Raw genomic sequence first — 26236 nt, forward strand, 5'->3', positions numbered from 1 at the left:
AATATCCGAAAAGCCTGCACTGATGCAGGCTTTTTATTTTCCAGTATCAGTTCAGCTTAAGACAAATTCTTTCTATGTTTTGGAGAGCAATAGCTTTTACAGTTAACTCATCATGCGTTTTATCAGAATGCAGAGTCATTCTATTTTTACCTAAAGGGCTAAAAATTTTCTTTAGTTTTAAGCTATGCTTGGATGCAAACTCAGATTTCAAGGGATGAAAATGATGCAAAATGCGGCGCTGATTGTGGTGGATGTACAAAAAGGATTTACCCCAGGTGGAAATCTGGCTGTTACCAATGCCGATCAGATTATTCCGAATATCAACCGATTGGGGCAGTACTTTCAGAATATTGTGCTGACTCAGGATTGGCATCCGGCAGAGCATATCTCCTTTGCAGACAATCATCCTGCTCAAGCAGCCTATGACACGATTCAGCTGGATTATGGTTCTCAGGTCCTTTGGCCGAGTCATTGTGTACAAGGGACTGAGGATGCTGAATTCCATCCGGGGCTGAACCTTCCGCAAGCTCAACTGATTATCCGCAAAGGCTTTCATCAAAATATCGACAGTTACTCCGCCTTTATGGAAGCTGATCAAAAAACCAGTACCGGTCTGGCCGGCTATTTACGTGAGCGCGGTATTGATACCGTATTCATCGTGGGTATCGCGACTGATTTTTGTGTGGCCTGGACTGCGATGGATGCCTGCAAACTCGGCTTTAAGGCCTATGTCATTGCGGATGCCACCAAAGGTATAGACCTGAACGGTTCGCTACAACATGCCTGGCAGGACATGCTGGCACAGGGTGTAAAACGGATTTATCTGAAAGATATTATTAATGCTGCCTAAGCGCTAACTTAAGGCGATTAGGGCCATTTGCCATTATGCAATGGTTTGTTTACTTTGAGGCATCCACAGATGCCTTGATTTCTTTTTCATGACACTTGGATTTTCCCATGTCAGCACTTCTTCAATTTAGCCAGTTTGTCCAAAAGACCTTTGCTCTATGGGTCATTCTGTTTTCAGCCATTGCCTTGATGCTGCCGGATCTTTTTGTCTGGTTACGCGCCTATATTCCCTGGATGCTGGGTCTGATCATGTTCGGCATGGGCATGACCATGACGCCAGGTGATTTTAAAAGTATCTTGCAAAGTCCCAAGGCCGTTGCGATTGGGGTCGTGGCTCAGTTTATGGTGATGCCAGGGTTAGCCTTTTTGCTCTGTCAGCTATTCCAGCTTCCGGCTGAAATTGCGATTGGAGTGATTCTGGTGGGCTGCTGTCCAGGTGGCACGGCATCTAATGTGATTACCTATATGGCCAAAGGCAATACGGCCTTGTCTGTGGCGTGTACTTCGGTATCAACTTTATTGGCACCGCTTTTGACTCCGGCAATTTTTTATCTGCTGGCCAGCCAATGGATTGAAATTAATGCCTTATCTATGCTGATTTCGATTCTACAAGTGGTGCTGTTTCCAATCATTTTAGGTTTGATTGTCCGTGCCCTTCTAAAAACCAAGGTAGAAGGCTATATCCAAGTAATGCCAGTAATTTCGGTGATTGCCATTGTCGCAATTGTGGCGGCCATTATTGCTGGCAGTAAAACCCAGATTCTGGAATCCGGGTTAATGATTTTGGGTCTTGTGGCTTTACACAATGGAATGGGCTACTTATTGGGTTATTGGGCAAGCCGAATATTGAAACTGGCAGAAATCGATTGTCGCGCGGTTTCGATTGAAGTGGGAATGCAGAATTCTGGTTTAGGGGTAGCGTTGGCTGCGACCCATTTTGCCGCGTCTCCCATCACTGCGGTTCCAAGTGCTATTTTCAGCCTATGGCATAACATTTCTGGACCCGCCTTGGCGACGTACTGGGCCGCTAAAAGTAAGACAATTGAATCTGCATCAGCACAAGATACTTCCGCAGATAGATAACATCCTGACTGCTGAAGATTTTATTTCTCTCATATAAAAAGCCCGATATTCAATCGGGCTTTTTGCTTTCTGTGACTTAGGACGCTTTAGACTGTTTCGATTTGAGAATCTCGGTTCTGAAGCTTTGCGCTAGTTCAGCACTTTCCGCATCCATCCCATTGACCACAAAGGCATGACGGGTCAGAACATTGGTCGGATTTGGCATGCTGACCAGCTCAAAGTGGTCCGCGATTTGTTTCAACAGGGCATTAGGAACATGCAGTGCACTTTCCTTAGCGACTAGTTGCTGAACCAGACGTTCTGCAGCCTGAACGGAATTAAGCTGCATTTCTTCAACGGCTGAAGAAATTGCGCTACGTGTCTGCAGGACAAAACGTTTTTCTTCGCGATAACGCTTATACAGGACTTCTGAAAGCAACTGGAATACTGAACTGATCATGGTCAGACAGGCGAGGGCATCTGGCTTCTCTGCCGCAATACTGATACTGGCACCTTTTTCATCAAACTTGTGTACGGTACAAATATCCGTGCTGTTCAGTTTGTAGTGCTGGATGCACAGTTCAGTAGCTTTGTTCAGGAAAATCTGGCACAGATTGAAATAAGGAACCGATACCGTCTTATTCACACTATCTAGCAACTGTTTTGGATCATAGAACTGAATGTTCAAGCTCAGGCTATCGGTATCCAGGACCACAGGTTTACTGTCTTTTTCTTTCGGTTTGTTTTTCAGGGCTTGCTGTGCCTGGGCAATGGCGAGGGCAGCATTATGCTTTTCCTGTTCTAATGCCTGAGTTAAAGTCTGAATCTCGAATTTCAGTCGCGATTCATTATTGATACGTGCCAGATACTCGGTACGGCTTGGACGCGCTACCGCACGATAACCGACCCAAAGCAAACCATGAATAATGAAAGAGAACAGAATGGCAAGCCATTGAGTCCGGAGAATTTCACCAATACTTGGCTCAATCAGGGTGATTTCAATCACACCGACTTTTTTCTCGTTTTGCAGGGCATCACGGACAAAAACTTCCCCATCACGGGTCTTGGTCAGCCCACCAGTGGCTAAAACCTGACCATTCGCATCCAGGATACGAATTGAAGCAACGCTTGGGTTAGTCGCATAACGGTTGGCCAGAAGTGCCAGAGAAACGCGGTTCGCCGGTTCAAGCTCCGCCAGGCTGTCTGTGACCAGTTGGCTCGTCATGAGCTGTCCCTGGTTGGCACGGTTATCATTCAGTTGGTGAGTCGTTGCCAATACCAGTAAAAAGGTATGCAGAGCAAAACTTACAATCAGTAGGCTAGCAAATAGCCCTTGTCTAGGCGCATTCAACGTAAACTTCCAAGGCAATTCTGTTCAATTTCGATTATGATTCTAACAATAGTTGTAGCTCAGACCCGAGTCAATTCATGCGAGAAATCATTCTTATATCATTCTTAGGACCCGACCAGCCTAATCAATTTACACGATTAATGCAGGTTTTGTCCGCTCATTCCTTACAGATTCTAGATGTGGGGCAAGCGGTCATTCATAATCAACTGACCTTAGGTATTGTTGTATCGTCTGATGACCGAACTGCAACAGCATTAGCCATGAAGGAAATCCTGATTCTAGCACATGATATCGGGTTAACAGTGCGCTTTAAACCAATCTCTGCTGCTGAATATGAACAGTGGGTAAGAGAGGGTGGCCGCACGCGTTATATCGTAACGGCATTGGCCCCGGAATTAAATGCCTCTCATCTGCAAGCCGTGACCCAGATTGTGTCGAGTCAGGGCTTCAATATTGAAACCGTGACCCGTCTTTCTGGCCGTCCTGAGCTGGATGGTTCCAATACTGGCCCTAAACGTGCCTGTGTACAGTTTGGTCTGAAAGGCCAGATGCTGGATGCAGCAGCCATGCGTGCAGCCTGCTTAAGCCTGTCGAATAACCTGAATGTCGATGTGGCAGTACAGGAAGATAATGCTTACCGCCGTAACCGTCGTCTGGTCTGCTTTGACATGGACTCGACCCTGATCGAGCAGGAAGTCATTGATGAGCTGGCGATCGAAGCTGGTGTCGGTATCCAAGTCTCTGAAATTACTGAACGCGCGATGCAGGGCGAGCTGGACTTCCAGCAAAGTTTCCGTGCCCGTGTTGCTTTATTAAAAGGCATGGATGCATCGGTATTGCCAAAAATTGCTGAGCGTCTGACCGTGACTGAAGGTGCAGAACGCCTAATTTCAACCCTGAAAGCACTGGGCTACCGTACCGCAATTCTGTCTGGTGGATTCCAGTATTTTGCAGAATATCTGCAAGCCAAACTGGGAATTGATGAAGTTCATGCCAACGTTCTGGATGTGCAGGATGGCGTGGTGACAGGCGAAGTCAAAGGTTATATTGTGGATGGCGCACGCAAGGCTTTATTGCTCCGTGAAATTGCCGACAATATGGGAATTTCTCTGGAACAGACCATTGCTGTAGGTGATGGTGCCAACGACCTGCCAATGCTTTCAATTGCGGGCCTAGGTGTGGCTTTCCGTGCCAAGCCTTTGGTTCGTCAGAATGCCAATCAGGCCATTTCCAGCGTGGGTCTGGATGGTGTGCTCTACCTGCTCGGTGTACATGATAAAGATCTGAGCCGCGCGTAACACATAGCTTTTCGGTGAAATCCAACGCGGCCTTAGGGTCGCGTTTTTTTATATTTTTAGCTTAACTTTTATCGAGGGACGGCGCAGCTTGTCTATAAATACCCCGATCATCTTAAACGGAAAATATTTTTTTTAAGTCGATGAAAGGGCATATGATTTTGTAATGACACGCCAACATCGGCGCAGCAATTGATCCACAAATACTGTGAAAATAAAAAATGTAATGACAAAATAATATCGCGACAGAGTATGTCGTAAGGGGAGAAAACAGGACTTTTTTTATGCAAAAAACTCAGCATAATGCATGCATAGAGATACAAATCAACACATTCCATTTTATTGATTTAACGAAATTCAATAGGTAGGACGGTTGCAATATCAAGCATACACACTATCCTTTTGGATGGAGGGGTTTATATGGTAACAGCGAATCTAGCAACTCTCGTAGGCTTTAGTTTAGTCGCCGCGGCTGTGCTTGCTGTTTTCTTCTCGCCTTATCGTCGCTGGTTAAGTTTTATGGCTGCAGGAATGCTGGCCTGGGGCCTGATCGAAGTAATTCGAGTAGGTACTCAAGCCTTGTTTGAGCTCCCGATGACATATAGCTATCTGACAGCTTTAACGGCCGTGATGGTCGTAGTGACCTTACTGTTATTGCGTGAAGATCGACGTGCAGAGCGTGCTTTGGCTAAACGCCGTTATATCGAACATACACCAGTGTATGAAGATGACCAGCAGCAGCTATCTAGCCGTTAAGTTCTCTAATATCAGCGAAATAATGCACCTGCGGGTGCATTTTTCGTTTAGAAATATGATACAAAGTCCTGCATCTGCCTGGCTTTGATCTATGCTAGGATATTTGTCAATTTTCGTACAATTAGAATAGGCATAATTCCATGAAACTGTCCTCCATTCCTGTGCTCAAACTTCCTCTGGTTGACCTCAGTACCGATCCACTTGATTTGCTGGTCGCAGGTCTTGCATTACGTATGAAGCAGTTAGCGCGTACCAGCCCGAAATTTATTGAATTGGTACATGAACGCCAGTTCCGTATTCAGATTGGAACAGATGAAGGAATGGCACGTCAGATCGTTGTGAATAATGGTCATATTGATACTGTTTCAGGTGATGCAGAAAAAGCTGATTTTGTACTGCAATTTGCTGACAGTGAACAGGGCGTAAAAACGTTGCTCAAAGGTGATCCGACTGCATTCATGACCGGTATGCAAAGTGGCACGATTAAAATGGAAGGTGATTTTGGTCTGCTGGTCTGGTTTAACCAGGTTGCGAAAATGATTCCGCCTAAACTGCCAAAACCGGTCAAAGAAAAAGTGAAAATGGCACGCCAGTTTATTAAAGAGAAAACTGGTAAATAACTCCTAATCCCCCTGCTTTAATTAAAGGAGGGGCTAGGGAAGGATTATCATAAAAAAGCACTCATCAAGAGGGCTTTTTTCATTTTGGAACAATGACGGTTTATTCAACTTCCAGATTAAACGTTACCGGCCCATCATTGACCAGATGCACTTTCATATCGGCCGCAAAAATACCGGTTTGTACATTTTCGAACTGGCTCTGCGCATATTCAACCAGCTGTTCATACAAGACCTTGGCATCGCTTGGCGGCATGGCGGGACCAAAATCCGGACGTAAGCCTTTTTGAGTTTGCGCCATCAAGGTAAATTGGGACACTAGCAGTAAACCGCCACCGGCCTGACTGACATTCCAGCCCATCTTGCCCTGCTCATCATCAAAGAAACGGTATTTCAATATCTTATCAATCAGTTTTTTGCCTTTTTCCAGATTGTCTTCTTTACCTAAACCTAGAAAAACTAGAATACCTTTGCCAATTTCTCCGGTGGTTTCACCATCGACCACGACTTTGGCTTCCAGTACCCGTTGTAATAATGCACGCATAATCAATTTTAGTCAGATTCAAAATTGCCACCATTGTAGCAAGATCAGACTCATCTGTTATTAAGTTAATGTCTAAAAAATGGGCTTAATTGATTGATTATCATTGATAATATTTTAAACTATCTAAAAACACGATCATAATCATAAAAATTATCTGTTTTATCTATTTTTTGCTCTCAAGTATCTTAGCTGCATGCAGGAAAGGTATTAAATTGAGAGATTTAGAAATGTTTAAGCGTTCATTACTTGTTGCAATGCTTGCAACGGTGACAGCTGCACAAGCTGCACCATTAACCAAAGATAACGGGGCACCAGTCGGTGATAACCAGAACTCGATCACTGCGGGTCCACAAGGTCCAACTTTGCTGCAGGATGTACAACTGGTTCAAAAACTGCAACGTTTTGGCCGTGAGCGCATTCCTGAACGTGTCGTACACGCACGTGGTACGGGTGCTTATGGTGAATTCGTTACGACGAAAGATCTGTCTGATTTAACAATTGCTTCTTTATTCAAGGCCGGTACCAAAACTCCAGTTTTTGTGCGCATGTCTACCGTCATTCATGGTAAAGGTTCACCAGAGACCCTACGTGACCCGCACGGTTTCGCCATCAAATTCTATACCCAGGAAGGTAACTGGGACTTGGTCGGTAACCAGACGCCAGTCTTCTTTATCCGTGACGCAATCAAATTCCCGGATTTCATCCATGCGATGAAACCAAGCCCGGTCACCAACGTACAAGATGCCAACCGTGTGTTTGACTTCCTGTCTAGCCAGCCTTGGGCAACCAACATGCTGACTTATGTTTATGGCAAGCAAGGTGTTCCAACCAGCTATCGCGAACAGGACGGTTTCGGTGTACATGCCTACAAACTGTATAACGACAAAGGCGAATACAAGTACGTGAAATTCAACTTCCGCTCTAAACAGGGTGTGAAGGGCTTAAATGTCAAAGAAGCGGCTGTGCAACAAGGTAAAGATTTCAATCACTTGACCAATGATCTTTATAACAACATCTATGCAGGTAATTTCCCGAAATGGGATCTGTATATTCAGGTGCTTGATCCTAAAGATCTGAACAGCTTTGATTTCGATCCGCTAGATCCAACCAAAATCTGGCCAACCAATCTGGTTCCAGAAGTGAAAGTCGGTACATTGACGCTGAACCGTATGCCGAAGAACTTCTTCAATGAAACTGAACAGGCTGCATTTGCACCAGGTAACTTGGTACCAGGTATCGAACCCTCTGAAGACCGTTTGCTTCAAGGCCGTATCTTCTCTTATTCGGATACACAAATGTACCGTCTAGGTGCGAACCATCAGCAAATTCCGGTAAATCGTCCTGTGGTGAATGTGAACAACAATAACCAGGAAGGTCACATGAATGTGTCTGAACGTGACTCTGATGTGAACTACGAGCCAAGCCGTAAAGAGCCAAAACCGGCGACTGAAAAAGCGCGTGCAGTTGAAACGCCATTGACTGGTCATGTGCAACAGATCGGTACTAAAGAGCAAAACTTCAAGCAAGCAGGTGACTTGTACCGTTCATATACTGCCAAAGAGAAAGATGACCTGATCATGAACCTGGCGGCTGATCTGGGCAATGTCAAAGATTCAGAAACCAAGCACATCATGTTGTCTTACTTCTATAAGGCAGATACTGACTACGGTATGCGTATGACCAAAGCTGTAAATGGCGACATCGCCATCGTTAAGGCCAAAGCTGCAAAATTAAAAGACTAATCCCGATTGGTCTTGAGGAACTGGTGACTAGGGCATAGCGCATCACCTCCAAAAAGTCCTGTAATACTCCAAACCTTTCCTGCACCCTAGGGGGAGTTTTACAGGCACTCTGTTTTTCATTCCATCTCAGGTCAATTGAGTTTTTAAAAACTTAAATTTTCCTTTCGATTTCTATTGGAGTTCATCATGAAAGTTCTGCCACACGCATTTCTAGCCAGTATTCTTGCCTTTAGTTCCGCATTCGCAACTGCTGCTGAAGTGAAGAATGTCTCCCCTGCAAAAACTGCGGCAAGCGTTCAGATGACCTCACAACAGGAATTGATCGATCTGTTTTTTGCTGCTGCTAAAATCGGCAATAGCGAAGTGATCAATGAATTTTTAAAGCACGGCTTTCCAGTCGATGTACGCAATCAAGATGGTTATACCTCGTTGATGATGGCAACCTATTATGGCCATCAGGATATTGTGACCACCTTACTGGCCAAAGGGGCAGACCGCTGCGCCCGGGACAACCGTGGCAATACAGCCTTGATGGGTGCCTTGTTTAAAATGGAATTTGCCATTGCCAAACAGCTGCGTCAGGTCGACTGTGATGCCCAAGCCAAGAAAACCGGGCAAAAAACCACAGCTGAATTTGCCAAGGTGATCGGTCAGGAAAAGCAGCTACAAAAAATTATCAAGGAACAGGAAAACGGGCTGAAAGCAGTCAAATAACTGTGTGGGAAGCAGTTTATTTTCTTGAACTTTTGTCGATAATTCAGCTAGCTGTACGTAAATCCTGCAATATTGCCTAAACTTTTATGCTTTAATGCGGGATAAGCACAGCGATATTTCCCTTAGTTATGGCTCCAATTATCCACTCTTTGTTAGATACTGACTTGTATAAATTCACCATGCTACAAGTGGTATTACACAAGTTTCCACAAACGCATAGTGTCTATCATTTCCGTTGTCGCAACCTGGAAGATACGGAATATCCGCTGACGGATATTCTGGATGATTTGAATCACCAACTGGATTTGCTGTGTCAGCTCAAATTTAAAGAAGACGAATTACAATATTTACGCAGCCTGCGTTTTATCAAAAGCGATTTTGTGGATTATCTGGAACTATTCCAGCTCAAACGGCGTTTTATTAAGGCCACCATCGACAATGAAGGCCGCCTGGATATTACTATTGAAGGCCCCATGGTTCAGGCAATGATGTTTGAAATCTTTGTACTGGCCATTGTGAATGAACTGTATTTCAGTCGTATCCGTACACCCGAAGTGCTAGCCGAAGGTGAGCGCCGTTTAAAAGCTAAAATTGAATTGCTAAAACAGTATGATGCCGCGCAGAACCCGAATGATCCACCATTCCTGGTCTCGGACTTTGGTACCCGCCGTCGTTATAGTTTTGACTGGCAAAAGCATGTCGTTGAAGAATTTAATAAAGCTGCACCGCACGTGTTCCGTGGGACCAGTAATGTGTACTTAGCCAAAGAATTGGGTATTACCCCGATCGGCACCATGGCGCATGAATTTCTGCAAGCCTTTCAGGCCTTGGATGTGCGTCTGCGTAATTTCCAGAAAGCAGCCCTAGAAACCTGGGTACAAGAATACCGTGGTGACCTCGGAATTGCCTTGACCGATGTAGTCGGTATGGATGCTTTCCTGCGTGACTTTGACCTGTACTTTGCCAAACTGTTTGACGGCTTGCGTCATGATAGTGGCGATCCCTATGAATGGGGTGACAAGGCTTATGCTCACTATAAAAAGCTGAAAATTGACAGCAAAACCAAAATGCTGACTTTTAGTGATGGCCTGAATCTGGAAAAAGCCTGGAAATTGCATCAATACTTTAAAGACCGCTTTCAGGTCAGCTTCGGGATCGGCACCAATCTGACCAATGACATGGGGCAGACGCCGCTAAATATCGTATTGAAACTGGTGGAATGCAACCGTCAGTCGGTAGCGAAAATCTCCGATAGCCCAGGAAAAACCATGACGGATAATGATACTTTCCTGGCATATTTGCGTCAGGTGTTCAATATCTCAGAACCTGTCTAAAAATCTCTGCTTGATTCAAAAAACCGCTTCAATCATGAGGCGGTTTTTTCTTGGATGATGGTCTTTCTTAAATCAGCTTTAGCTAAAATTATGCTAAGGATCTAGATAAAAACAACATAATTGAAAAAATGAGCTGTGCTAAGATCAAAAGGATTTGACCGCAATGACAACTACTAAGATGACAGCTTCCGCCTTTGACTTTGGTCTGCTGATTGAAGCAGAAGATTTGGTTCCACATTTGGGAAATGAAAAACTTCGAATTGTTGATTTAAGCCGGGCGTCGGTTTATGAACAATTGCATATTCCACATGCCTTACATCTGCAACCCAAGCTGCTGGTTCGTCAGGAAGAAACAGCCATGGGCCTGTTACCGGATGCAGAAGGGCTGGAAGCTTTAATTCGTTACCTGAATATTTCTCCTGAACATCATGTCGTAGCTTATGATGATGAAGGCGGTGCGTGGGCAGGGCGTCTGCTCTGGAACCTGCATTGCATGGGCTTTGAAAATACCAGTTTACTCAATGGCGGCATTCATGCCTGGCTGGGTGCGGGACTACCGACTTCATCAGATCAGGAAACGTTTATACCTGTCGATCATCTGGTTCCAGTCAATCTTGAAAGAAAGGCTGAGTTTCAGATTGATTATGATGAATTAAAACAACTCATTGAAAATGAAAAAATTCAGGTATGGGATTGTCGTACAGAAGATGAATACACTGGCCTGCGTCTGGCTGCGCGACGCGGTGGTCACATCCCGGGCGCACGTCATTTTGAGTGGAGTACTGCCCTTAACCGGCAAAATCATTTAAAATTACATCCTTTACCACGTACTCAGCAGCGTCTGGAACAACTGGGATTTGATCTGGATCAGCCGGTTGTGGTGTATTGTCAGTCCCATCACCGTTCAGGTCTGGCTTATATTCTGGGTCGCTTATTCGGCTGGAATATTCGAGCCTATGATGGTGCGTGGAGTGAATGGGGCAACCGCCTCGATAGTCCAATCGCTACAGGAGAGGTGCCATCTTGAGCATCACATCGCGTCTAAAACAACAACTGTTTATCCAGGCCCAAAAAGTGGTGCCACAGCATCGCCTGTCCCGTGTGGTGGGAAAAATTGCAGCCAGCGAAAATCCGATTGTAAAAACAGCCGTGATCGCAGCATTCAAGACCAAATACGGAATTGATATGTCGATTGCTGAGCAAACCAATGCCCTGAAATTCAAATCATTTAATGATTTCTTTACCCGTGGACTAAGAACCGGGGTGCGTGCGGTCGATGCTGATTCAACTGCGATCGTATCTCCGGCAGATGGCGCGATTTCCCAACTGGGTAAAATTGAAAATGGCGATGTGTTTCAGGCCAAAGGCCAGAAGTTTACGGTTGAAAACTTGATTGCTGATCCGCAACTAGCAGAACCATTCAAGAATGGTGAGTTTGCGACGGTGTATCTGTCACCACGTGACTATCACCGTGTTCACATGCCATTTGCCGGGACTCTGACTGAAACTTTATATGTGCCGGGTGAACTGTTCTCGGTCAACCAGACCACAGCCGAAAATATTCCAGGTCTGTTTGCCCGTAATGAACGTATGGTATGTCTGTTTGATACCGAACTTGGTCGTATGGCAGTGGTTCTAGTTGGTGCGATGATTGTGGCTGGTATTGAAACTGTGGCGACTGGCAAGGTAAAACCATCTGGTCGTATCGAGCTAAACCAGCACAATTTATTCCTTGAAAAAGGCGCTGAACTGGGTCGTTTTTACCTAGGTTCAACCGCCGTTATCCTGTTTGAGGAAAACAAGATGCAATGGGATGAGAAATTTAAAGCCAATTCAACCGTATTGATGGGTGAGGCGTTGGGTCATACCCTATAAAAAGCTTTTAATCTCCTGTTATGTTGCTTCCCCCTTTGAAAAAGGGGGATTGAGGGGGATTAAATATTCTAATTTCCTCCTCTTGCGTTTCAATTCAAAGCAGTGCTTCAAAGCTTGCTTAGGAGGGAATCTCATGATAACAAATATCCCTTAGATTCTTTCCCTTTGAAAAAGGTGAGAAGCCTTGCTTCGCAAGAGGGAGTTAAAAAATTAAAATCCCTCCCAACCTCCCTTTAAAAAAGGGAGGAGATAAAAGATCCAAAAAAAGCGCCATCTGGCGCTTTTTTATTTTCTAAACTTTATCGTTTGACCACGATCGAATCGATACCACTATGTTGTAAGGTTTGCTGTGCAATAATCGCAGATTCTGCTGAATCATAAGGTCCAGACACGACACGATACCAAACCTTGCCATTTTCCACACTGCGGACTACATCTGCAGATAAACCGTTGAGAATGATTTCTGCACGGCGGGCATCTGCCTGATCCGGGTCATCAAAACTACGAACTTGTAAAATATAGCTTGCAGAAGCAGGAGTTGGGGCTTCGGTTGCATCCAGACCTGGCTCAGTTGCTGTTTCTGATTCATCAACTTCAGGTCTTGGTGCCTCTACAATCACCACTGCTTCCTGATTTTTTGCTTCAGGAACCGCCTCTTCAGGAATCGGTGTCACTTGCTGCTGTGGCAACAGATCATAAAAACGGTAGTCTTTATTGGTATCTTCTTCTTGAGAATGCTCAGCCGTAGCCTGGTTTTTAGGTTTAACAGGTTCCCATGGCTTCCACAGCATGAGTGCCATTAAAAAACTTAACACGATTAAAATGATCACGAGTGTGCCGAGCCAGGTAGGAATAAGTGGCTTTTTGGGCTTATTCGGTCTTTCAGATACACCGCGCTGCGTTTTTCCAAACACTTGGGATTTCCTCTTATTTATCGGGGCAAATAGAAAAGGCATAACAGCAGTTATGCCCCTACTATGACTTCATCCTATGTGATCGTGATAGAAAAGTCATTATCTAGATCACAAATCACACAGAATTTTAATTTATCTGCATCTTCAAACACATAGCTAAAGTTACAAAATATTTATTCAGCAGATAAACGGCAATGACTAGCATGCTGACTTCGAGCAGAGCTCTCCGTCTTGCGTCAATGTAAAAGCAGTGCTTTACATTTTCGCTTCGAGCTTAGCTCTCGCCTTGCGAGCATGCAAAACAGTGTTTTGCTTACATGCTCTCAGGCGCCGATACACCAAGCAGTTCCAGACCGTTACGCAGCACCTGGCGAACATTTACAGATAACAATAAACGTGCCTGAGTTAATTCTGCATCATCGCCCAGAACCTTGTTGTCGTTGTACCAGCCATGGAACAGCGCAGCCAGCTCTTTCAGGTAGTTACCAATCTGATGCGGTTCATAGCTGTTTGCAGCACGAACAACAATCTCTGGATAAGCTGCCAGCTTTGCCAGAATTTCAGTCTCCGCTTCCAGCTCAAGTTTGGCTGCCAGACCACGTGCAGTGGCTGCATCAAAGTTCACACCTGTAGAGGCTGCCTTTTCTAACATACGGCAGATCCGCGCATGCGCATACTGGATGTAATACACGGCATTGTCCTTGCTTTGAGATACGGCAAGGTCAAGGTCGAAGTCAATGTGCTGTTCAGATTTACGCATGACATAGTAGAAACGCGCTGCATCATTACCGACTTCTTTACGCAGGTCACGTAAAGTCACGAACTGGCCTGAACGAGAGGACATCTGTACCATCTCTCCACCACGCCACAGGCTGACAAACTGAACCAGAAGTACAGTCAGTTTTTTCGAGTCATAGCCCAGAGCATCAATCGCTGCTTTTACACGTGCGATATAACCGTGGTGGTCTGAACCCCAGATATCTATAATATCGGTATAGCCACGTTGTAATTTGTTTAGGTGATACGCAATATCAGACGCGAAATAAGTGGTTTGACCATTACGGCGTTTAACCACGCGGTCTTTTTCATCACCAAATTCAGTTGACTTGAACCAGATGTTGCCATCTTTTTCATACAGGAAGCCGCGCTGATCTAGAGTTTGTAGCGCTTCATCAATTTTTTCAGTCAGAGTTGCTTCGCTGAACCACTGGTTGAAAGTCACCCCGAATTCACCGAGGTCATCTTTAATATCATCAAGGATGGCTTTTAACGCAGCTTGATGGAAGACGCGGTAACCTTCATTTAATAAAGTTTGTGAGTTGAAGATCAGGCCATCAATGTGCTTTTCTTTATCGCCTGAAACAATCACTTTATTGCCTTCAGCATCCGGTTCGGCAGCGTACTGTACGTCCTCAGGGACGTCTTTATAAACGTCTGCAACAGGGCGAACATAGATATCGCCGTCTTTATCAATAATGCTTTGTGCGATTTCTTTGACGTAGTCACCTTGATAGGCATTTTTCGGGAACACCAGTTCCTGACCCGTCAATTCTAAATAACGTAAGTAAGTTGAAGTCGCCAGAATATCCATCTGACGGCCAGCGTCGTTGACATAATATTCACGGTCAACTTTGGCACCTGTCGCTTCAAGCAGATTTGCAACAGTCATACCATAAGCAGCGCCACGACCATGACCTACGTGCAGGCTAGAAGTCGGGTTCGCAGACACAAATTCAACCTGAACGCGTTTTTCCGCATTGGCCTGGGTACGACCATACGTTGCCTGTTGAGCCTGAATCTGATCCAGCACAGCAAAACGCTGGTCTGCATTTAAAAAGAAGTTAATAAAGCCTGGGCCTGCAATTTCTGCCTTGCTGATATCCGCCACTTCAGGCAGGGCAGCAAGGATTTTTTCTGCTAAATCACGCGGTTTCATCCCCGCAGCTTTAGACGCGATCATGGCAATATTTGATGCAAAGTCACCGTGGCTGCGGTCTTTGGTACGCGTCAAATTACTTGTATTGTTCCAGTCAGATGGGAGTACGTTTTGTGCCTGTAAAGTTTGCACTGCATGATCGAGAGCTGCTTGGATTGCCGTATTCATAATCAGTCGAAAATAGATATCGCAGAAAAACAGCAAATATAGCAAATTTCCGACTCTTTAGGTAAAACCATTTATGGGGAATAAAAAATATACGATTAGCAGCCTATGGTTTCTATCCATCGGTCGGTCATCAATGAAGGATCACATGAGAAAGAGGGGAATAAATAAGTTGCAAATTTTGCTATAAAAAATGAATCATCCAGCAATCAAAATGGCCTATATTAGCCTGATTGAAACTATAAAAAGAGTCAGCATGGATTCAAAACAGCGCCCGACTATTATCGGCAATATTCCCAAACTTCCAGCCAAATGGGCCTTGGTCATTGTGCCTTTTATCCTGTCCTGCCTGATGAGTGGAATTATTTCCATGATTAACATGCTGCGCAATCTGGGCTGGATTGAGGGCTTTATGGCACTCTGGTTTCATAACTGGATGATTTCCTGGGCAATTGCTTTTCCAATTGTGGTAACGCTTTTGCCTTTTGTACGCAAATTTGCCGGATTGCTGGTCGATATGTCAGGAAATCAGCCACCCAAATAATTGTTTTCTATCAGCTGATCATTCAGACAAGGAATTCTAGAGAGTCAAAAGCACTCGCTGATCAATGAGCTAACTCTCTAGCTAAAACCCAATTAAATCAGATGCTCGACTGCAGCGCGGATGATCCCAAGGATCAGACCAATACAGGCCCCGACCACGACACCATTGACCCGGATCATATGCAGGTCACCACCGACTTCGTTTTCAATCTTGTCGATCATCTCAGTCGAATCCCATTCATGAATACGTTCACTGATAAAACGGATCACTTTCTCACTGTACTGGTCACTCAAATCGACAGCGATACCACTGAGACGGTTATTCAGCAACTCACGCACTGAAGTATTTGAAATAATATTTTCACCGACTTGCTGAATGGCGACTCGCAGATTCTCCGCAATCCCCGAATCCGACTTTTGCAAATCTGCTTTGATGGCATCGCATAAAATGACCACTGCACCACTGATAAAATTTAGCACTTGCGGACTGTCAAGCAGGGCATCTTTAGTTTCATTCAGTCGCTGGCTGGCCATACTTTCAGAATCTGCCAATTGCTGCATCAATTCTTGAGCTGTTTCTTCAATTTTAAGCCGCCACGGATGGTCGGGATCTGCCAGCATGGCTTCCACCCGCTGAATCACCGAATCGATACTGCGTTGCTGCACATCAATACCGATCCAGCTGGCGCCTTTGGCCAGACGCCAGACGCCCATTTCCTTGAATAAAGTGCGGGTCAGCTCACGGGTCTGTTCCGGATTTGAAGTCATCCAGGCATGCACCACATCCAGGCCACGTTGCAGCACATCCTGATGGAAATCATTTTCCAAAATAGCGCGCAGCATTTCGCTGGCCAGGGTATTGATTTGGGTATTTTTGACCCATTGCACACTGTTGCTCTGGATAAACCCGGCGATCTGTTCCTGCCCGACAAATTCAAATACTTTGGGTACGGTCTGTTGAATCACTTGTATGACTTGGGCATTATTCTGCGGATTGGCCAGCCAGCGGCCGGCAGCCAGACTTAAGTCCGTACTAGCCAGACTGCGCTGCACAATTTGCGGGGAAAGGAAATTTTCCTGCACAAAGCGCCCCATAGATTCGGCAATCCGGGCTTTATTGCGTGGAATAATTTCAGTATGGTCACGTAAAAATTTTGGAATCGGTAGCCGGCCAAAAGGATTGCGGAACAGCACGGTAATTGCATACCAGTCCGCCAGACCACCGACTACACCTGCTTCGGCAGAGAGCATCAGAATATGAATCAGCCAGACATATTCAGGCAGCAGTTTGGCAGTAATCATCAGCGCCAGCCAAGCCAGTACTGCGACGACCAGTGCAATAGTCGCAAAACGTTTACTGCGTTGTAAGCTCGGTGACGGCTGCTCTTTCTGCATAAATCATCCTGTTATTAGGGCGTGGCCGGCTGCGGTTGGAGTACTTGGCCGGATGGACTTACTCCATATTTAGCGCCAAGTGATTGTAAAATCAAGCGGGCATCAAAGGCATCTTTCGGCTCCTGACCGGCTTTAAAGCACTCAATGGTATAAGCCACTTGAGCAGGATCTAAAGTGACAGTATAGGGCTGGTCATAGAATGGATCGGGCCAGAATCCCGGATAGCGACGGGAATAACCATAAGGACGATAATAGCCGTATGGATAGACGCTAGGCGCCGGATAGACAATCGCCTGACGCGGTGGTTGCTGGGTACGGTTGCTTGGATCGTTCAGTACCTGGAAAAACTGGAAACCGTTCTGAACTGTGGTCTGCGCGGCTTTCAGCAGGGTAATTTCTTCGGCTGTACCGAAACTCATATTAGGTCGCGCCTGAAAACTGATGCGATAAGTGTTGGCATTCAGTGGAGTAGTACTGTACTGGCCGAGCTGGTCAAAGGTAAGCGGCTTGGACGGTGTCGTTGCACAGCCAGAAAGCAGGGCAGTCGTCGCAAGGCTCAGGGCAATGACGGTTTTTTTCATCTTCGTTCTCCTGATAGGATGATCCAGCGAGTTACAGACCTCTAGAAGCTGCTATCTGGCTGGGTCAGGAAACTCAATTCTTCCTCGGTGGATTCACGGCCCAGAATCTGGTTGCGATGTGGGTAGCGTCCGAAACGGTCAATAATGATTTTATGCTTGATTTCATATTCGAGGTTTTCTGGATTGCCGAGGCGCTGAAATAATTTTAGCGCAAATTCATGTATTAATTGAGATTCGCTATGCATGAAAGGCATATAAAGAAAGGAACGTTGCTCCGGACTCAGCTGTTTATCCAGATCTTGGCTGATGGCTTCCTGAGCCAGTGCCAAAGCCAGACTATCCTGAGCAAAAGCACGCGGCGTATCCCGAAAAATATTGCGTGAGAACTGGTCCAGAACAATGATTTCAGCTAATCGACCATCAGCATTCTTACGCCATGACCACAGTTCAGCTCTACTCGCCTGTTCCAGAATATCGCCAAATTTTTCCTTCAAACTTTGGTCGAACTGGTCACTTTTGGCAAACCAGTTGGGTTGAGTCTCAGGACTAAACCAAAAGTCTAAAATATCTTGATAATTCATAATGTTTACAATTTATTAGTATTTATTTGTCAATAAAATCACAAATTTCACATGTCTTATAGAGAAACTTTGTGTTAAAAATTTGCCCAACTAAAAATCAATGGTTTGCTTGAAAACTAGGCAGGGCAGCATGTGCTGTCTGGAAATCGCGGTATACTAAGCTAAACCGATGATTCTATTTTAATAGTTACCCCCATTAAGCGAGATTGTAATGAGTCAACCTGAATCGACTGCCCATGATGTATTACCGGAATGGGTAGATTCGTCGCTCATCAAAGGAATGCTGCGCGGTATCGAGCGTGAGAGCTTGCGTATGCAAAGCAATGGTTTCCTGTCACAGGAACCGCATCCTCATGCCTTAGGTTCAGCTCTGACACATCCGCATATTACGACCGATTATTCTGAAGCCTTGATGGAGTTTATTACTCCACCGAAAGAGAGTATTACTGAGGCATTAAACTATCTGACCGACATTCATGCCTTTGTACATCGTCATCTGAAAAATGATGAAAAGCTCTGGCCGATGTCTATGCCGTGCATGCTCGACAGTAAGGATGAAAATATCCCGCTGGCGCAATATGGCAGCTCCAATATTGGCTTATTTAAAACGCTGTATCGTCATGGTTTAGGCGTGCGTTATGGTCGCCGTATGCAGACCATTTCCGGGGTTCACTATAACCTGTCTTTCCCGGATCATTTCTTTATAGCTCTACAAGAACAGGAAACTGATGAAGAGCTGCGCGCTTTAAGCCTGCAGGATTATCGCAGCCATCGCTATATGGGGCTGATCCGTAACTTTATTCGTTTAACCCCATTGGTGATTTTCCTGGTTGGTGCCAGTCCAGCCGTTTGCCAGTGTTTTATGACTGGACGTGATCACCACTTATTCCCGCTGGTACGCGGTACTTTATATACGCCTTATTCGACTGCATTACGAATGGGACGCTTTGGCTACCAGAATTCAGCGCAGAAACAGCTGGGTATTCACTACAATAATCTGCAGGATTATCTGGAAGGTCTGCAAAAAGCGGTCAGAACACCGTACAAACAGTTTACCCGTCTGGGTCTGGATGATGCCAATGGTCAGCCAATTCAGATCAATGACCATGTGCTACAGATTGAAAATGAATACTACAGTCTGGTGCGTCCAAAGCAGGTACCTAAAGAAGGTGAAACTCCATCGCAAGCCTTGCAAAATCGCGGGATCGGCTATGTTGAGCTGCGTGCTGTAGATGTCAATCCGTATAGCGCGATCGGGATCAATGAAGATACTGCCGGCTTCCTGGAAGTAGTGGCACTGTACTGCTTATTGCAAGACAGCCCGGCATTGCTGGATGCCGAACAGGAAATCATTGACCAGAATCAGGCTGAAGTGGTCAATCGTGGCCGCGCCTATAACGCTGCGATTATGGAAAATGGCCAGCGTTATATGATTGAAGACTGGTGTAATCTGCATTTGCAACGTATGCAGCCACTGGCTCAATTGCTCGATCAGGCTTATGAAACTGATCTATATAGCAATGCTATGCAAGCCATGCAGATCCGTGTCGATGAAGTTGATGCGACCTTGTCAGCCCTGATTGTCGGAGATATTCGTAGCCACAGCAGCATGTGGCAGTTTGGTCAGCATTTGGCCCATCAGCATAGCAATCTCTATGAATCACATCGATTAAGCAAAGAAACACTTAAATATTTCAATGAATTGTCACAAAAGTCATTGCAGCAACAACAGCAGCTCGAGCAAGATAACACGATCAGTTTTACTGAATATTTAGCCCAATATCGATAATAAATAAGAGGATTAACCATGCAATGGGGTTATCGCTTCGTGAGTGGTGTGTTGTTTTTGGCATCTGTTGCCGGGATGGCATTTGCTTTATATCTTGAGCATGGACAGGGCCTGAACCCTTGCCCATTGTGTGTGTTTCAACGAATCGGATTGATCGGACTAGGGATTATTTCCCTGATTGCCTTGCTGCATAATCCGAAATCCAATGCCATGAAGCGTGGTTATGCTTTCTTAGGCTCGCTGAGTATCTTATGGTCAGTCGGTGTCGCTGCACGGCATGTCTGGCTACAGAACCTGCCCCCAGATCAAGTGCCGAGCTGTGGCCCAGGTCTGGATTACTGGCTGGAAACTTTGCCGATGAAATCGGTATTACAGCAGGTATTAAACGGTTCAGGTGAATGTGCCGCAATTGACTGGACGTTCCTGGGGCAATCTTTACCGGTCTGGTCATTGGTGTTCTTTAGTATTTTATTGCTGATCAGCCTGTGGCAGTTATTTCGCAAATATCAGACTGCGCCCGTCAAACGTCTAAGAGATAAATACTGATTTTCAAAATTGGAATCAAAAAAGCCAGTCTACAGACTGGCTTTTTTTTATCACTCTCTTAGAGGCGAACCAAATTTTTTACCTTCAATCAGGTTAGGGCAATGCCTTCAATACTGTCCAGATCGGTCACGTATTCATGAATTTGCGTATAGGTTTCATCTTCCACACTTGGATAGAACCAGCGCACAATCTGTTCGGCCACCAGTGGATGATACTGAATTTCAAAATGATTCAGTCCATAGAAAATCGCCTTATGTGCGTCGGGTACTTTCAGATCAAAACGCGGATGGGGATGTTCGCCCAAGGCACTTTTGACACTGACCAGATAATCACCGATCACATTAAGCGTTTTGTTGGTATGGTGTTCAAACTCGATCGTACCTGCCACCAGATAGGCATCAATATGCGCAGGAATCGGTGCCGGTTTACGGTTGTCGTCCATAAAGCCAATCCGTACCGGATTATGTTCCCAGTCATCATCCCGGACGCTGCCATGACGTAAGTCTAGAATTCCGTTACTGCGAATATTCACCACATGTCCCACAATTTTCACTAAAGGAAAATGTCCGAGCTTTTCCTGCAAACTAAAACCAAAACGTTCCAGTACCGCACCATGATGCGGTGAGCCCAGACAGACCAGATTTTCTACCATCGGAATCCAGTCATAAACATTTTGTTTGCCATAGAACAAGGCGCTGCGTGACACCAGACCGCCCATACTGTGTCCGATCAGATCAATACTGGTAATTCCTGGATTACGTTTGACCAGATCCTGCAAGGCATTGGCCAGACTGCGGCCATTGGCTGAAATGCGGCGTCCGGTATTGTAGTTCAGGTACAGCATGGTGTTATGGTCACGCTGAGCCAGTAATTTTTCCCCAATACCTGGGTATTTACGAGTTGACCAGTCCAGATGGTTCATGCACAGACCATGCACAAATAGGGTAATGCGTCCGGTTAGCTCACCTTGTTGCAGAGAACCATAATGATCGTAAATGAGCATCGGCAGGGCGAGAGGATTCTGATATTTCAGCAGATAATCGCCAATAATCCCGTTCAGGGCACTGACCATAAAATGCATGGTCGGGGTCAGAGGTTTATTATGTAATTTTGGAAATCTTTCAATAATACGGCGCAGTCCAGGCGCAATCAGAGTATTGCCATAATGAAAGATCATGTCATAAGACATTTGATACAGACGTACGATATAAGGAATATTCTGGAAAGTTTTGGAATTTTTTTCACTCAGCCCGAATACGCTCATTAAAATTTCACGCTGAATCGATTTAATCAGCTCCTGTACTACATCACTAAAGCGCATGGTGACCAATTGTGCCAGGCCTTCCAGGACATCTGCCTGGCTAAGCGGAGTTCGGTCCCATCGACAATAGGTTTCATGCAATGGCGTTAAACTTGGCATTTGATCCTATCCTTTATATGAGCCGTAGACATCTTTCTTTTTTGAGCACTTCGCGGTATAAATTCTTTTTTTCAGTATTCTTGATTCTCAATTTATTCGGAATACTCTTAAAATAGCGAGAATTGCATAACATTAAAGGCTTTTTTGTCAGACAATTTAAGCAATTAAGTGGTTATAAAATGAAGTGTATTTCACACTTTTAAATTAAATTTTGACATTTTGTTTGTTTTTTATTGATTGCCGATGAATATCATTTACCTGCATGGGTTCAAGAGTAGTAGCAGCTCAATTAAAGGCCAGTTATTGGAACAATACTGTGCAAAGTACCCGGATATTCAGGTGCATTTACCCGATTTGAACATGCCGCCCATAGCTGCAATTCAGAAGATTTCTAAATTGATCCAGTCGATGGATCAGGTAGCATTAGTCGGCAGTAGCTTGGGGGGATTTTATGCGACATATCTGGTCGCTCAAGCGCATGTGCCGGCTGTACTGATCAATCCGGCAATGCGACCATGGCAGCTGTTTCGTGAACTGTTTGATGATGAATTGCCCCTGCAGGTTCATCCGAACTGGTGCCTGAATGACACAGATCTTGGTCAGCTCGAAGCCATGGCGCTACCAACTGCACAAGATGCAGACAAAATGTTAGTGCTGTTACAACAAGGCGATGAAGTTTTGGATTATCGTGAAGCACATCGCTATTATAGTTCAGCTCGTCCACCTGCACTGCTGATGACCGAGGCCAATGGCAGCCATGGCATGGATGATTTTGCGGAGAAAATTCCGCTGCTCTTACAGTTTTTATCCGACTGCATAAAAAAGGAAACCGAATAACGTGTCTCAATATACGGCTCAATCTCTTGAAGTTTTATCTGGTCTAGATCCGGTCCGTCGTCGTCCGGGCATGTATACCGATACCTCTCGTCCAAACCACTTGGCGCAGGAAGTGATTGATAACGCGGTCGATGAGGCACTGGCGGGACATGCCAATAAAGTCACGGTCACGGTGTATAAGGATGGTTCATTATCTGTTGAAGACAATGGCCGTGGTATGCCCGTCGATATTCATCCGGAATATGGTCAGAGCGGGATTGAAATTATCCTGACCAAACTGCATGCCGGTGGTAAGTTCAGTACTGATAACTATCAATTTTCTGGCGGTCTGCACGGGGTGGGGATTTCCGTAGTGAATGCGCTTTCTAGCCGCGTAGAAGTTGAGGTTCAGCGTCATGGCAACCTGTATAAAATGGCCTTTGAAAATGGCGAACCGACTGCACCGCTAGAAGTGCTAGAAGGCAAGGCACCGAAACGTGCCACAGGGACAACTGTTCATTTCTGGCCAGAAACCAAATATTTTGATTCTCCAAAATTCGCGCTTAAAGCCTTAAAACATAACTTAAAAGCCAAAGCGGTATTGGCTGCTGGTCTGCAAATTAACTATATCGACCAGATCAATGATGAAAAGATCACCTGGCAGTTTGAAAATGGTCTGGTTGACTATTTGATGGACGAGCTGGAAGACCGTGAAATCATTCCGGCTCCTGCTTTTGTGGCGACAGGTGATGCTGAGCGTGCCAGTGCAGAATTTGCCATCTGCTGGAACGTGGAAGGTGGAGAAAGTATTCAGGAATCCTACGTCAACCTGATTCCAACCGCACAAGGCGGTACTCACGTGAATGGCTTACGTTCAGGTGTGACCGATGCCATGCGTGAGTTCTGTGAGCTGCGTAACCTGTTGCCACGGAATATGAAACTGTCTGCAGAAGATGTCTGGGATGGGGTGAACTATATCCTGTCACTGAAATTCCAGGAGCCACAATTCTCTGGTCAGACCAAGGAACGTTTATCTAGTCGTGAAGCCTCAGGCATTGTGCAGAATATTGCCAAAGATGCGTTTGCGCTATGGTTAAACCAGAATTCAGACATCGCTATGCAACTGGCAGAAATGGCGATTTCTAAAGCGGGTCGCCGTCTGAAAGCGGCCAAAAAAGTTGAACGTAAGAAGATTGTCGCTGGTCCGACTTTACCTGGGAAACTGTCAGATTGTGTGGGACATGATCTGGATCAGTCTGAACTGTTTATTGTGGAAGGGGACTCTGCAGGTGGCTCGGCCAAGCAGGCACGTGACAAGAATTTCCAGGCGATCATGCCGATTCGCGGGAAAATTTTAAATACCTGGGAAGTCTCTTCGGATGAAGTGCTGGCCTCTCAGGAAGTGCATAACATTGCAATCGCGATTGGGGTCGATCCAGGTTCAGATGACCTGTCTGAACTGCGTTATGGCAAGATCTGTATTCTTGCCGATGCCGACTCGGATGGCTTGCATATCGCGACTTTGTTATGTGCGCTGTTTGTAAAACACTTCCCGATTCTGGTCGAAGAAGGGCATCTGTTTGTGGCAATGCCACCCCTATTCCGTATCGATGATGCTAAAGATGTGCACTATGCGCTGGATGAAGATGAACTGGAAGGCATCCTGAAAAAATGTAAAACCAAGAACCCGCAGATCACCCGATTCAAAGGTTTAGGTGAGATGAATGCCAGCCAGCTTCGCGAAACGACTTTGGATCCTAATACTCGCCGTCTGGTACAACTGGATCTGGATGATGTGCACCTGACTTCAGGCTTACTGGATAAACTTCTGGCCAAAAAACGCGCCAGTGACCGTAAAGACTGGTTGGAACAGAAAGGTAATCTGGCAGATATCGTTGTTTAAAATGATTTGCTGCTAATACCTATTAAAAAGCCCGTAATCACGGGCTTTTTTAACAACTCAATTTAAGACTCAACTTTTAAATAGTGTCCATCTGCATAGACATTATGTCCAAAGCCACAACCTGAACTGCCATTGTCCTGTTTTAAAATCACCTGTTGTCCCTGTTTAGGATCAAAAGCAAAATTGAGATTAATTTTGCAGTCATCTGATCGGTAGGTCGTTTGGGTTTTATTAAGAGGCATTGTGGTTTCAAATTCACCTATATTTGGACCATAAATCATGCTATTTAGTCCCATATATAAGCCATTAAAATGAATCTGATAAGAATTTTTAATCCGTTTGACTTGAATGGTATTCCAGTGACCGAAGCCAGCATGCCGTATATAAATGCCTGCCAAGTTTTGAGTTTTTTGCGGAGGAGGAAGCTGTTTTAAATTAAATTGACTGCTTTTGGCCTGAGGAAAGACTGAAAACCAGGCCCGTGCCCATTGTGGCTTTCCTGATTTAAAATAGCTTAAGCCAACATTATTAAAAGCAGTGGTAATGGCATTCTCGGAAAAAGATACACCGCTATTTTCACTATGCATTGCACAAAAGGCAGACCAGGAAGCTTGCTGTTGAAATTGTCCTAGCGCATTTTGATACTGTTTCTGATCATAAAATTTTCTTCCCGAGTTGGCATAGCTTTTCACCTTGGCACATTCGGATCGGAGTTCAGTTTCAAAGTCTGAATTGGCGAAACTAAAACTACTCAGGGAGAGAATACTGATAAAGATAAGCCATTTATTCATAATTTTACTCAACTGACATTATTCTGGTTTTAATAGAAAATTTTATCTATCAGTAATTTTTCTAACAGATTATTGATCCAATTAGATTAAGTTTTACATAAAAAATAAAATATTTTGGTTTAATTCAGGTTGAGTTGCATCAATACCAGATCGCGCCATTGTCCAAATTTCTGTCCAACTTCCGGCATATAACCGGTTTGTTTAAAACCTAATTTCTCATGTAAGGCAATTGATGCATGATTTTCATGGTCAATGGCACCGACCATGACATGGATAGCATTTTGCCGCGCATGTTCAATCAGCTTGAGCATCAAAGCTTTACCCAGACCTTGCCCAATAAAGTCTGCATGAATAAAGACAGAATGTTCAACAGTGTGTTTAAAGCCCTGAATGGGTCGAAATATAGAATAATCCGCATAACCTGCAATTTGCCTGGATGCTGAATGCTCAGCTACTAATAAAGGAAATTGCTGAGCATTTAATTCATTCAGCATGTTCTGAAAATCCTGGATCGTTTTTGGCGTGCTATTCCAGGTTGAGGTTCCGTATAAGATTTCAGCATTGTAGATCGGGAGTAGATGTTCCAAATCTTGAATTTGAGCAGGACGAATAACAAAGCTCATAAGCAGATGCCAAAAAAGAAAGAGAATATCTAACCATAACCTGAATTTAGGCAATAAAAAAGCAGAACCGAAGTCCTGCTTTATTCATTCTAAA

Annotated in this window: 25 protein-coding genes; 15 read left to right on the top strand and 10 right to left on the bottom strand. The window is 44.9% G+C overall.

Annotated elements, in window-relative coordinates:
* Nucleotides 1-220 precede the first annotated feature (220 nt).
* Together pncA and FTU72_RS04955 are read left to right on the top strand one after the other, a co-directional pair.
* A complete protein-coding gene (gene pncA / locus FTU72_RS04950; protein ID WP_180052499.1) occupies nt 221-850 on the top strand; it encodes a bifunctional nicotinamidase/pyrazinamidase in 630 nt (209 codons plus the stop codon).
* 107 nt (nt 851-957) lie between these two features.
* Nucleotides 958-1932: a bile acid:sodium symporter family protein gene (locus tag FTU72_RS04955; RefSeq protein ID WP_166137546.1), complete on the top strand. Its 975-nt coding sequence runs from the start codon at nt 958-960 to the stop codon at nt 1930-1932.
* Nucleotides 1933-2008: 76 nt separating this feature from the next.
* Here FTU72_RS04955 and FTU72_RS04960 read toward each other — a convergent pair whose 3' ends face one another.
* On the bottom strand, nt 2009-3262 hold the full coding sequence (locus tag FTU72_RS04960; RefSeq protein WP_159124187.1) for a hypothetical protein: 1254 nt from the start codon (nt 3260-3262) through the stop codon (nt 2009-2011).
* Between the two features lie 77 nt (nt 3263-3339).
* Here FTU72_RS04960 and serB point away from each other — a divergent pair, with 77 nt between their 5' ends.
* The 3 genes from serB to FTU72_RS04975 all read left to right on the top strand — a co-directional run bounded on the left by serB (nt 3340) and on the right by FTU72_RS04975 (nt 5933).
* A complete protein-coding gene (gene serB, locus FTU72_RS04965; protein ID WP_180052500.1) occupies nt 3340-4560 on the top strand; it encodes a phosphoserine phosphatase SerB in 1221 nt (406 codons plus the stop codon).
* 417 nt (nt 4561-4977) lie between these two features.
* The gene (gene aciT / locus FTU72_RS04970) at nt 4978-5313 is read left to right on the top strand and encodes a ciprofloxacin tolerance protein AciT (RefSeq protein ID WP_034703185.1); all 336 of its coding nucleotides are present in this window, start codon (nt 4978-4980) and stop codon (nt 5311-5313) included.
* A gap of 140 nt (nt 5314-5453) precedes the next feature.
* On the top strand, nt 5454-5933 hold the full coding sequence (locus tag FTU72_RS04975) for an SCP2 sterol-binding domain-containing protein (RefSeq protein WP_004281258.1): 480 nt from the start codon (nt 5454-5456) through the stop codon (nt 5931-5933).
* Nucleotides 5934-6033: 100 nt separating this feature from the next.
* On the opposite strand, the gene dtd is transcribed toward FTU72_RS04975, so the two are convergent.
* Nucleotides 6034-6474, bottom strand: a complete 441-nt coding sequence (gene dtd, locus FTU72_RS04980; protein ID WP_004281259.1) for a D-aminoacyl-tRNA deacylase — start codon at nt 6472-6474, stop codon at nt 6034-6036.
* 227 nt (nt 6475-6701) lie between these two features.
* Between dtd and FTU72_RS04985 the strand changes: the two genes are divergently transcribed.
* From FTU72_RS04985 to asd, 5 genes are all read left to right on the top strand, one after another.
* Nucleotides 6702-8216 carry a catalase gene (locus FTU72_RS04985; protein ID WP_180052501.1) on the top strand — a complete coding sequence of 505 codons (1515 nt, stop codon included), beginning with the start codon at nt 6702-6704 and terminating at the stop codon, nt 8214-8216.
* Nucleotides 8217-8402: 186 nt separating this feature from the next.
* Nucleotides 8403-8930 carry an ankyrin repeat domain-containing protein gene (locus FTU72_RS04990; RefSeq protein ID WP_179991900.1) on the top strand — a complete coding sequence of 176 codons (528 nt, stop codon included), beginning with the start codon at nt 8403-8405 and terminating at the stop codon, nt 8928-8930.
* Nucleotides 8931-9058: 128 nt separating this feature from the next.
* Entirely contained in the window at nt 9059-10264 is a 1206-nt protein-coding gene (pncB, locus tag FTU72_RS04995; protein WP_179991901.1) for a nicotinate phosphoribosyltransferase, read from the top strand.
* A 178-nt stretch (nt 10265-10442) separates the two neighbouring features.
* Entirely contained in the window at nt 10443-11291 is an 849-nt protein-coding gene (locus FTU72_RS05000; RefSeq protein ID WP_179991991.1) for a sulfurtransferase, read from the top strand.
* Nucleotides 11288-12139 carry an archaetidylserine decarboxylase gene (gene asd, locus FTU72_RS05005; protein WP_166137528.1) on the top strand — a complete coding sequence of 284 codons (852 nt, stop codon included), beginning with the start codon at nt 11288-11290 and terminating at the stop codon, nt 12137-12139. The genes FTU72_RS05000 and asd overlap by 4 nt, the downstream gene beginning before the upstream one ends.
* A gap of 299 nt (nt 12140-12438) precedes the next feature.
* Here asd and FTU72_RS05010 read toward each other — a convergent pair whose 3' ends face one another.
* Together FTU72_RS05010 and argS are read right to left on the bottom strand one after the other, a co-directional pair.
* On the bottom strand, nt 12439-13053 hold the full coding sequence (locus tag FTU72_RS05010) for an SPOR domain-containing protein (protein ID WP_159124212.1): 615 nt from the start codon (nt 13051-13053) through the stop codon (nt 12439-12441).
* Nucleotides 13054-13366: 313 nt separating this feature from the next.
* On the bottom strand, nt 13367-15157 hold the full coding sequence (argS, locus tag FTU72_RS05015) for an arginine--tRNA ligase (protein ID WP_180052502.1): 1791 nt from the start codon (nt 15155-15157) through the stop codon (nt 13367-13369).
* 253 nt (nt 15158-15410) lie between these two features.
* Between argS and FTU72_RS05020 the strand changes: the two genes are divergently transcribed.
* Nucleotides 15411-15698: a DUF2798 domain-containing protein gene (locus FTU72_RS05020; RefSeq protein ID WP_125278848.1), complete on the top strand. Its 288-nt coding sequence runs from the start codon at nt 15411-15413 to the stop codon at nt 15696-15698.
* 92 nt (nt 15699-15790) lie between these two features.
* Here FTU72_RS05020 and FTU72_RS05025 read toward each other — a convergent pair whose 3' ends face one another.
* The 3 genes from FTU72_RS05025 to FTU72_RS05035 are packed head-to-tail and all read right to left on the bottom strand — an operon-like array spanning nt 15791 to nt 18254.
* Complete coding sequence (locus FTU72_RS05025) at nt 15791-17092, bottom strand: DUF445 domain-containing protein (RefSeq protein WP_179991903.1); 1302 nt, start codon at nt 17090-17092, stop codon at nt 15791-15793.
* 14 nt (nt 17093-17106) lie between these two features.
* Entirely contained in the window at nt 17107-17673 is a 567-nt protein-coding gene (locus tag FTU72_RS05030; RefSeq protein ID WP_180052503.1) for a hypothetical protein, read from the bottom strand.
* 41 nt (nt 17674-17714) lie between these two features.
* Nucleotides 17715-18254: a DUF924 family protein gene (locus tag FTU72_RS05035; RefSeq protein WP_166137519.1), complete on the bottom strand. Its 540-nt coding sequence runs from the start codon at nt 18252-18254 to the stop codon at nt 17715-17717.
* Nucleotides 18255-18465: 211 nt separating this feature from the next.
* Between FTU72_RS05035 and gshA the strand changes: the two genes are divergently transcribed.
* Both gshA and FTU72_RS05045 read left to right on the top strand, forming a co-directional pair.
* Nucleotides 18466-20043 carry a glutamate--cysteine ligase gene (gshA, locus tag FTU72_RS05040; protein WP_159124207.1) on the top strand — a complete coding sequence of 526 codons (1578 nt, stop codon included), beginning with the start codon at nt 18466-18468 and terminating at the stop codon, nt 20041-20043.
* Between the two features lie 18 nt (nt 20044-20061).
* Nucleotides 20062-20589 carry a disulfide bond formation protein B gene (locus FTU72_RS05045; RefSeq protein ID WP_159124206.1) on the top strand — a complete coding sequence of 176 codons (528 nt, stop codon included), beginning with the start codon at nt 20062-20064 and terminating at the stop codon, nt 20587-20589.
* 88 nt (nt 20590-20677) lie between these two features.
* Here the strand turns inward: FTU72_RS05045 and FTU72_RS05050 are convergent, their stop codons facing one another.
* Nucleotides 20678-22009 (bottom strand): alpha/beta hydrolase, encoded by a 1332-nt coding sequence (locus tag FTU72_RS05050; RefSeq protein ID WP_166137513.1) that lies wholly within the window; start codon nt 22007-22009, stop codon nt 20678-20680.
* Between the two features lie 243 nt (nt 22010-22252).
* Between FTU72_RS05050 and FTU72_RS05055 the strand changes: the two genes are divergently transcribed.
* Complete coding sequence (locus tag FTU72_RS05055) at nt 22253-22846, top strand: YqiA/YcfP family alpha/beta fold hydrolase (protein ID WP_180052504.1); 594 nt, start codon at nt 22253-22255, stop codon at nt 22844-22846.
* Between the two features lies 1 nt (nt 22847).
* Nucleotides 22848-24728, top strand: coding sequence for a DNA topoisomerase IV subunit B (parE, locus tag FTU72_RS05060; RefSeq protein WP_166137506.1), 1881 nt, complete (start codon nt 22848-22850; stop codon nt 24726-24728).
* A gap of 62 nt (nt 24729-24790) precedes the next feature.
* On the opposite strand, the gene FTU72_RS05065 is transcribed toward parE, so the two are convergent.
* Nucleotides 24791-25519 carry a hypothetical protein gene (locus tag FTU72_RS05065; RefSeq protein ID WP_180052505.1) on the bottom strand — a complete coding sequence of 243 codons (729 nt, stop codon included), beginning with the start codon at nt 25517-25519 and terminating at the stop codon, nt 24791-24793.
* A 119-nt stretch (nt 25520-25638) separates the two neighbouring features.
* Nucleotides 25639-26142, bottom strand: coding sequence for a GNAT family N-acetyltransferase (locus tag FTU72_RS05070; RefSeq protein WP_180017284.1), 504 nt, complete (start codon nt 26140-26142; stop codon nt 25639-25641).
* Nucleotides 26143-26236: the final 94 nt, after the last annotated feature.

This window comes from Acinetobacter sp. YH12137, assembly GCF_013418535.1.
GTDB lineage: Bacteria > Pseudomonadota > Gammaproteobacteria > Pseudomonadales > Moraxellaceae > Acinetobacter.

Coding starts and splice junctions, on each gene's coding strand:
- pncA (WP_180052499.1), top strand. CDS start 221: ATGATGCAAAATGCGGCGCTGATTGTGGTGGATGTACAAAAAGGATTT.
- FTU72_RS04955 (WP_166137546.1), top strand. CDS start 958: ATGTCAGCACTTCTTCAATTTAGCCAGTTTGTCCAAAAGACCTTTGCT.
- serB (WP_180052500.1), top strand. CDS start 3,340: ATGCGAGAAATCATTCTTATATCATTCTTAGGACCCGACCAGCCTAAT.
- aciT (WP_034703185.1), top strand. CDS start 4,978: ATGGTAACAGCGAATCTAGCAACTCTCGTAGGCTTTAGTTTAGTCGCC.
- FTU72_RS04975 (WP_004281258.1), top strand. CDS start 5,454: ATGAAACTGTCCTCCATTCCTGTGCTCAAACTTCCTCTGGTTGACCTC.
- dtd (WP_004281259.1), bottom strand. CDS start 6,474: ATGCGTGCATTATTACAACGGGTACTGGAAGCCAAAGTCGTGGTCGAT.
- FTU72_RS04985 (WP_180052501.1), top strand. CDS start 6,702: ATGTTTAAGCGTTCATTACTTGTTGCAATGCTTGCAACGGTGACAGCT.
- FTU72_RS04990 (WP_179991900.1), top strand. CDS start 8,403: ATGAAAGTTCTGCCACACGCATTTCTAGCCAGTATTCTTGCCTTTAGT.
- pncB (WP_179991901.1), top strand. CDS start 9,059: ATGGCTCCAATTATCCACTCTTTGTTAGATACTGACTTGTATAAATTC.
- FTU72_RS05000 (WP_179991991.1), top strand. CDS start 10,443: ATGACAGCTTCCGCCTTTGACTTTGGTCTGCTGATTGAAGCAGAAGAT.
- argS (WP_180052502.1), bottom strand. CDS start 15,157: ATGAATACGGCAATCCAAGCAGCTCTCGATCATGCAGTGCAAACTTTA.
- FTU72_RS05020 (WP_125278848.1), top strand. CDS start 15,411: ATGGATTCAAAACAGCGCCCGACTATTATCGGCAATATTCCCAAACTT.
- FTU72_RS05025 (WP_179991903.1), bottom strand. CDS start 17,092: ATGCAGAAAGAGCAGCCGTCACCGAGCTTACAACGCAGTAAACGTTTT.
- FTU72_RS05030 (WP_180052503.1), bottom strand. CDS start 17,673: ATGAAAAAAACCGTCATTGCCCTGAGCCTTGCGACGACTGCCCTGCTT.
- FTU72_RS05035 (WP_166137519.1), bottom strand. CDS start 18,254: ATGAATTATCAAGATATTTTAGACTTTTGGTTTAGTCCTGAGACTCAA.
- gshA (WP_159124207.1), top strand. CDS start 18,466: ATGAGTCAACCTGAATCGACTGCCCATGATGTATTACCGGAATGGGTA.
- FTU72_RS05045 (WP_159124206.1), top strand. CDS start 20,062: ATGCAATGGGGTTATCGCTTCGTGAGTGGTGTGTTGTTTTTGGCATCT.
- FTU72_RS05050 (WP_166137513.1), bottom strand. CDS start 22,009: ATGCCAAGTTTAACGCCATTGCATGAAACCTATTGTCGATGGGACCGA.
- FTU72_RS05055 (WP_180052504.1), top strand. CDS start 22,253: ATGAATATCATTTACCTGCATGGGTTCAAGAGTAGTAGCAGCTCAATT.
- FTU72_RS05065 (WP_180052505.1), bottom strand. CDS start 25,519: ATGAATAAATGGCTTATCTTTATCAGTATTCTCTCCCTGAGTAGTTTT.
- FTU72_RS05070 (WP_180017284.1), bottom strand. CDS start 26,142: ATGAGCTTTGTTATTCGTCCTGCTCAAATTCAAGATTTGGAACATCTA.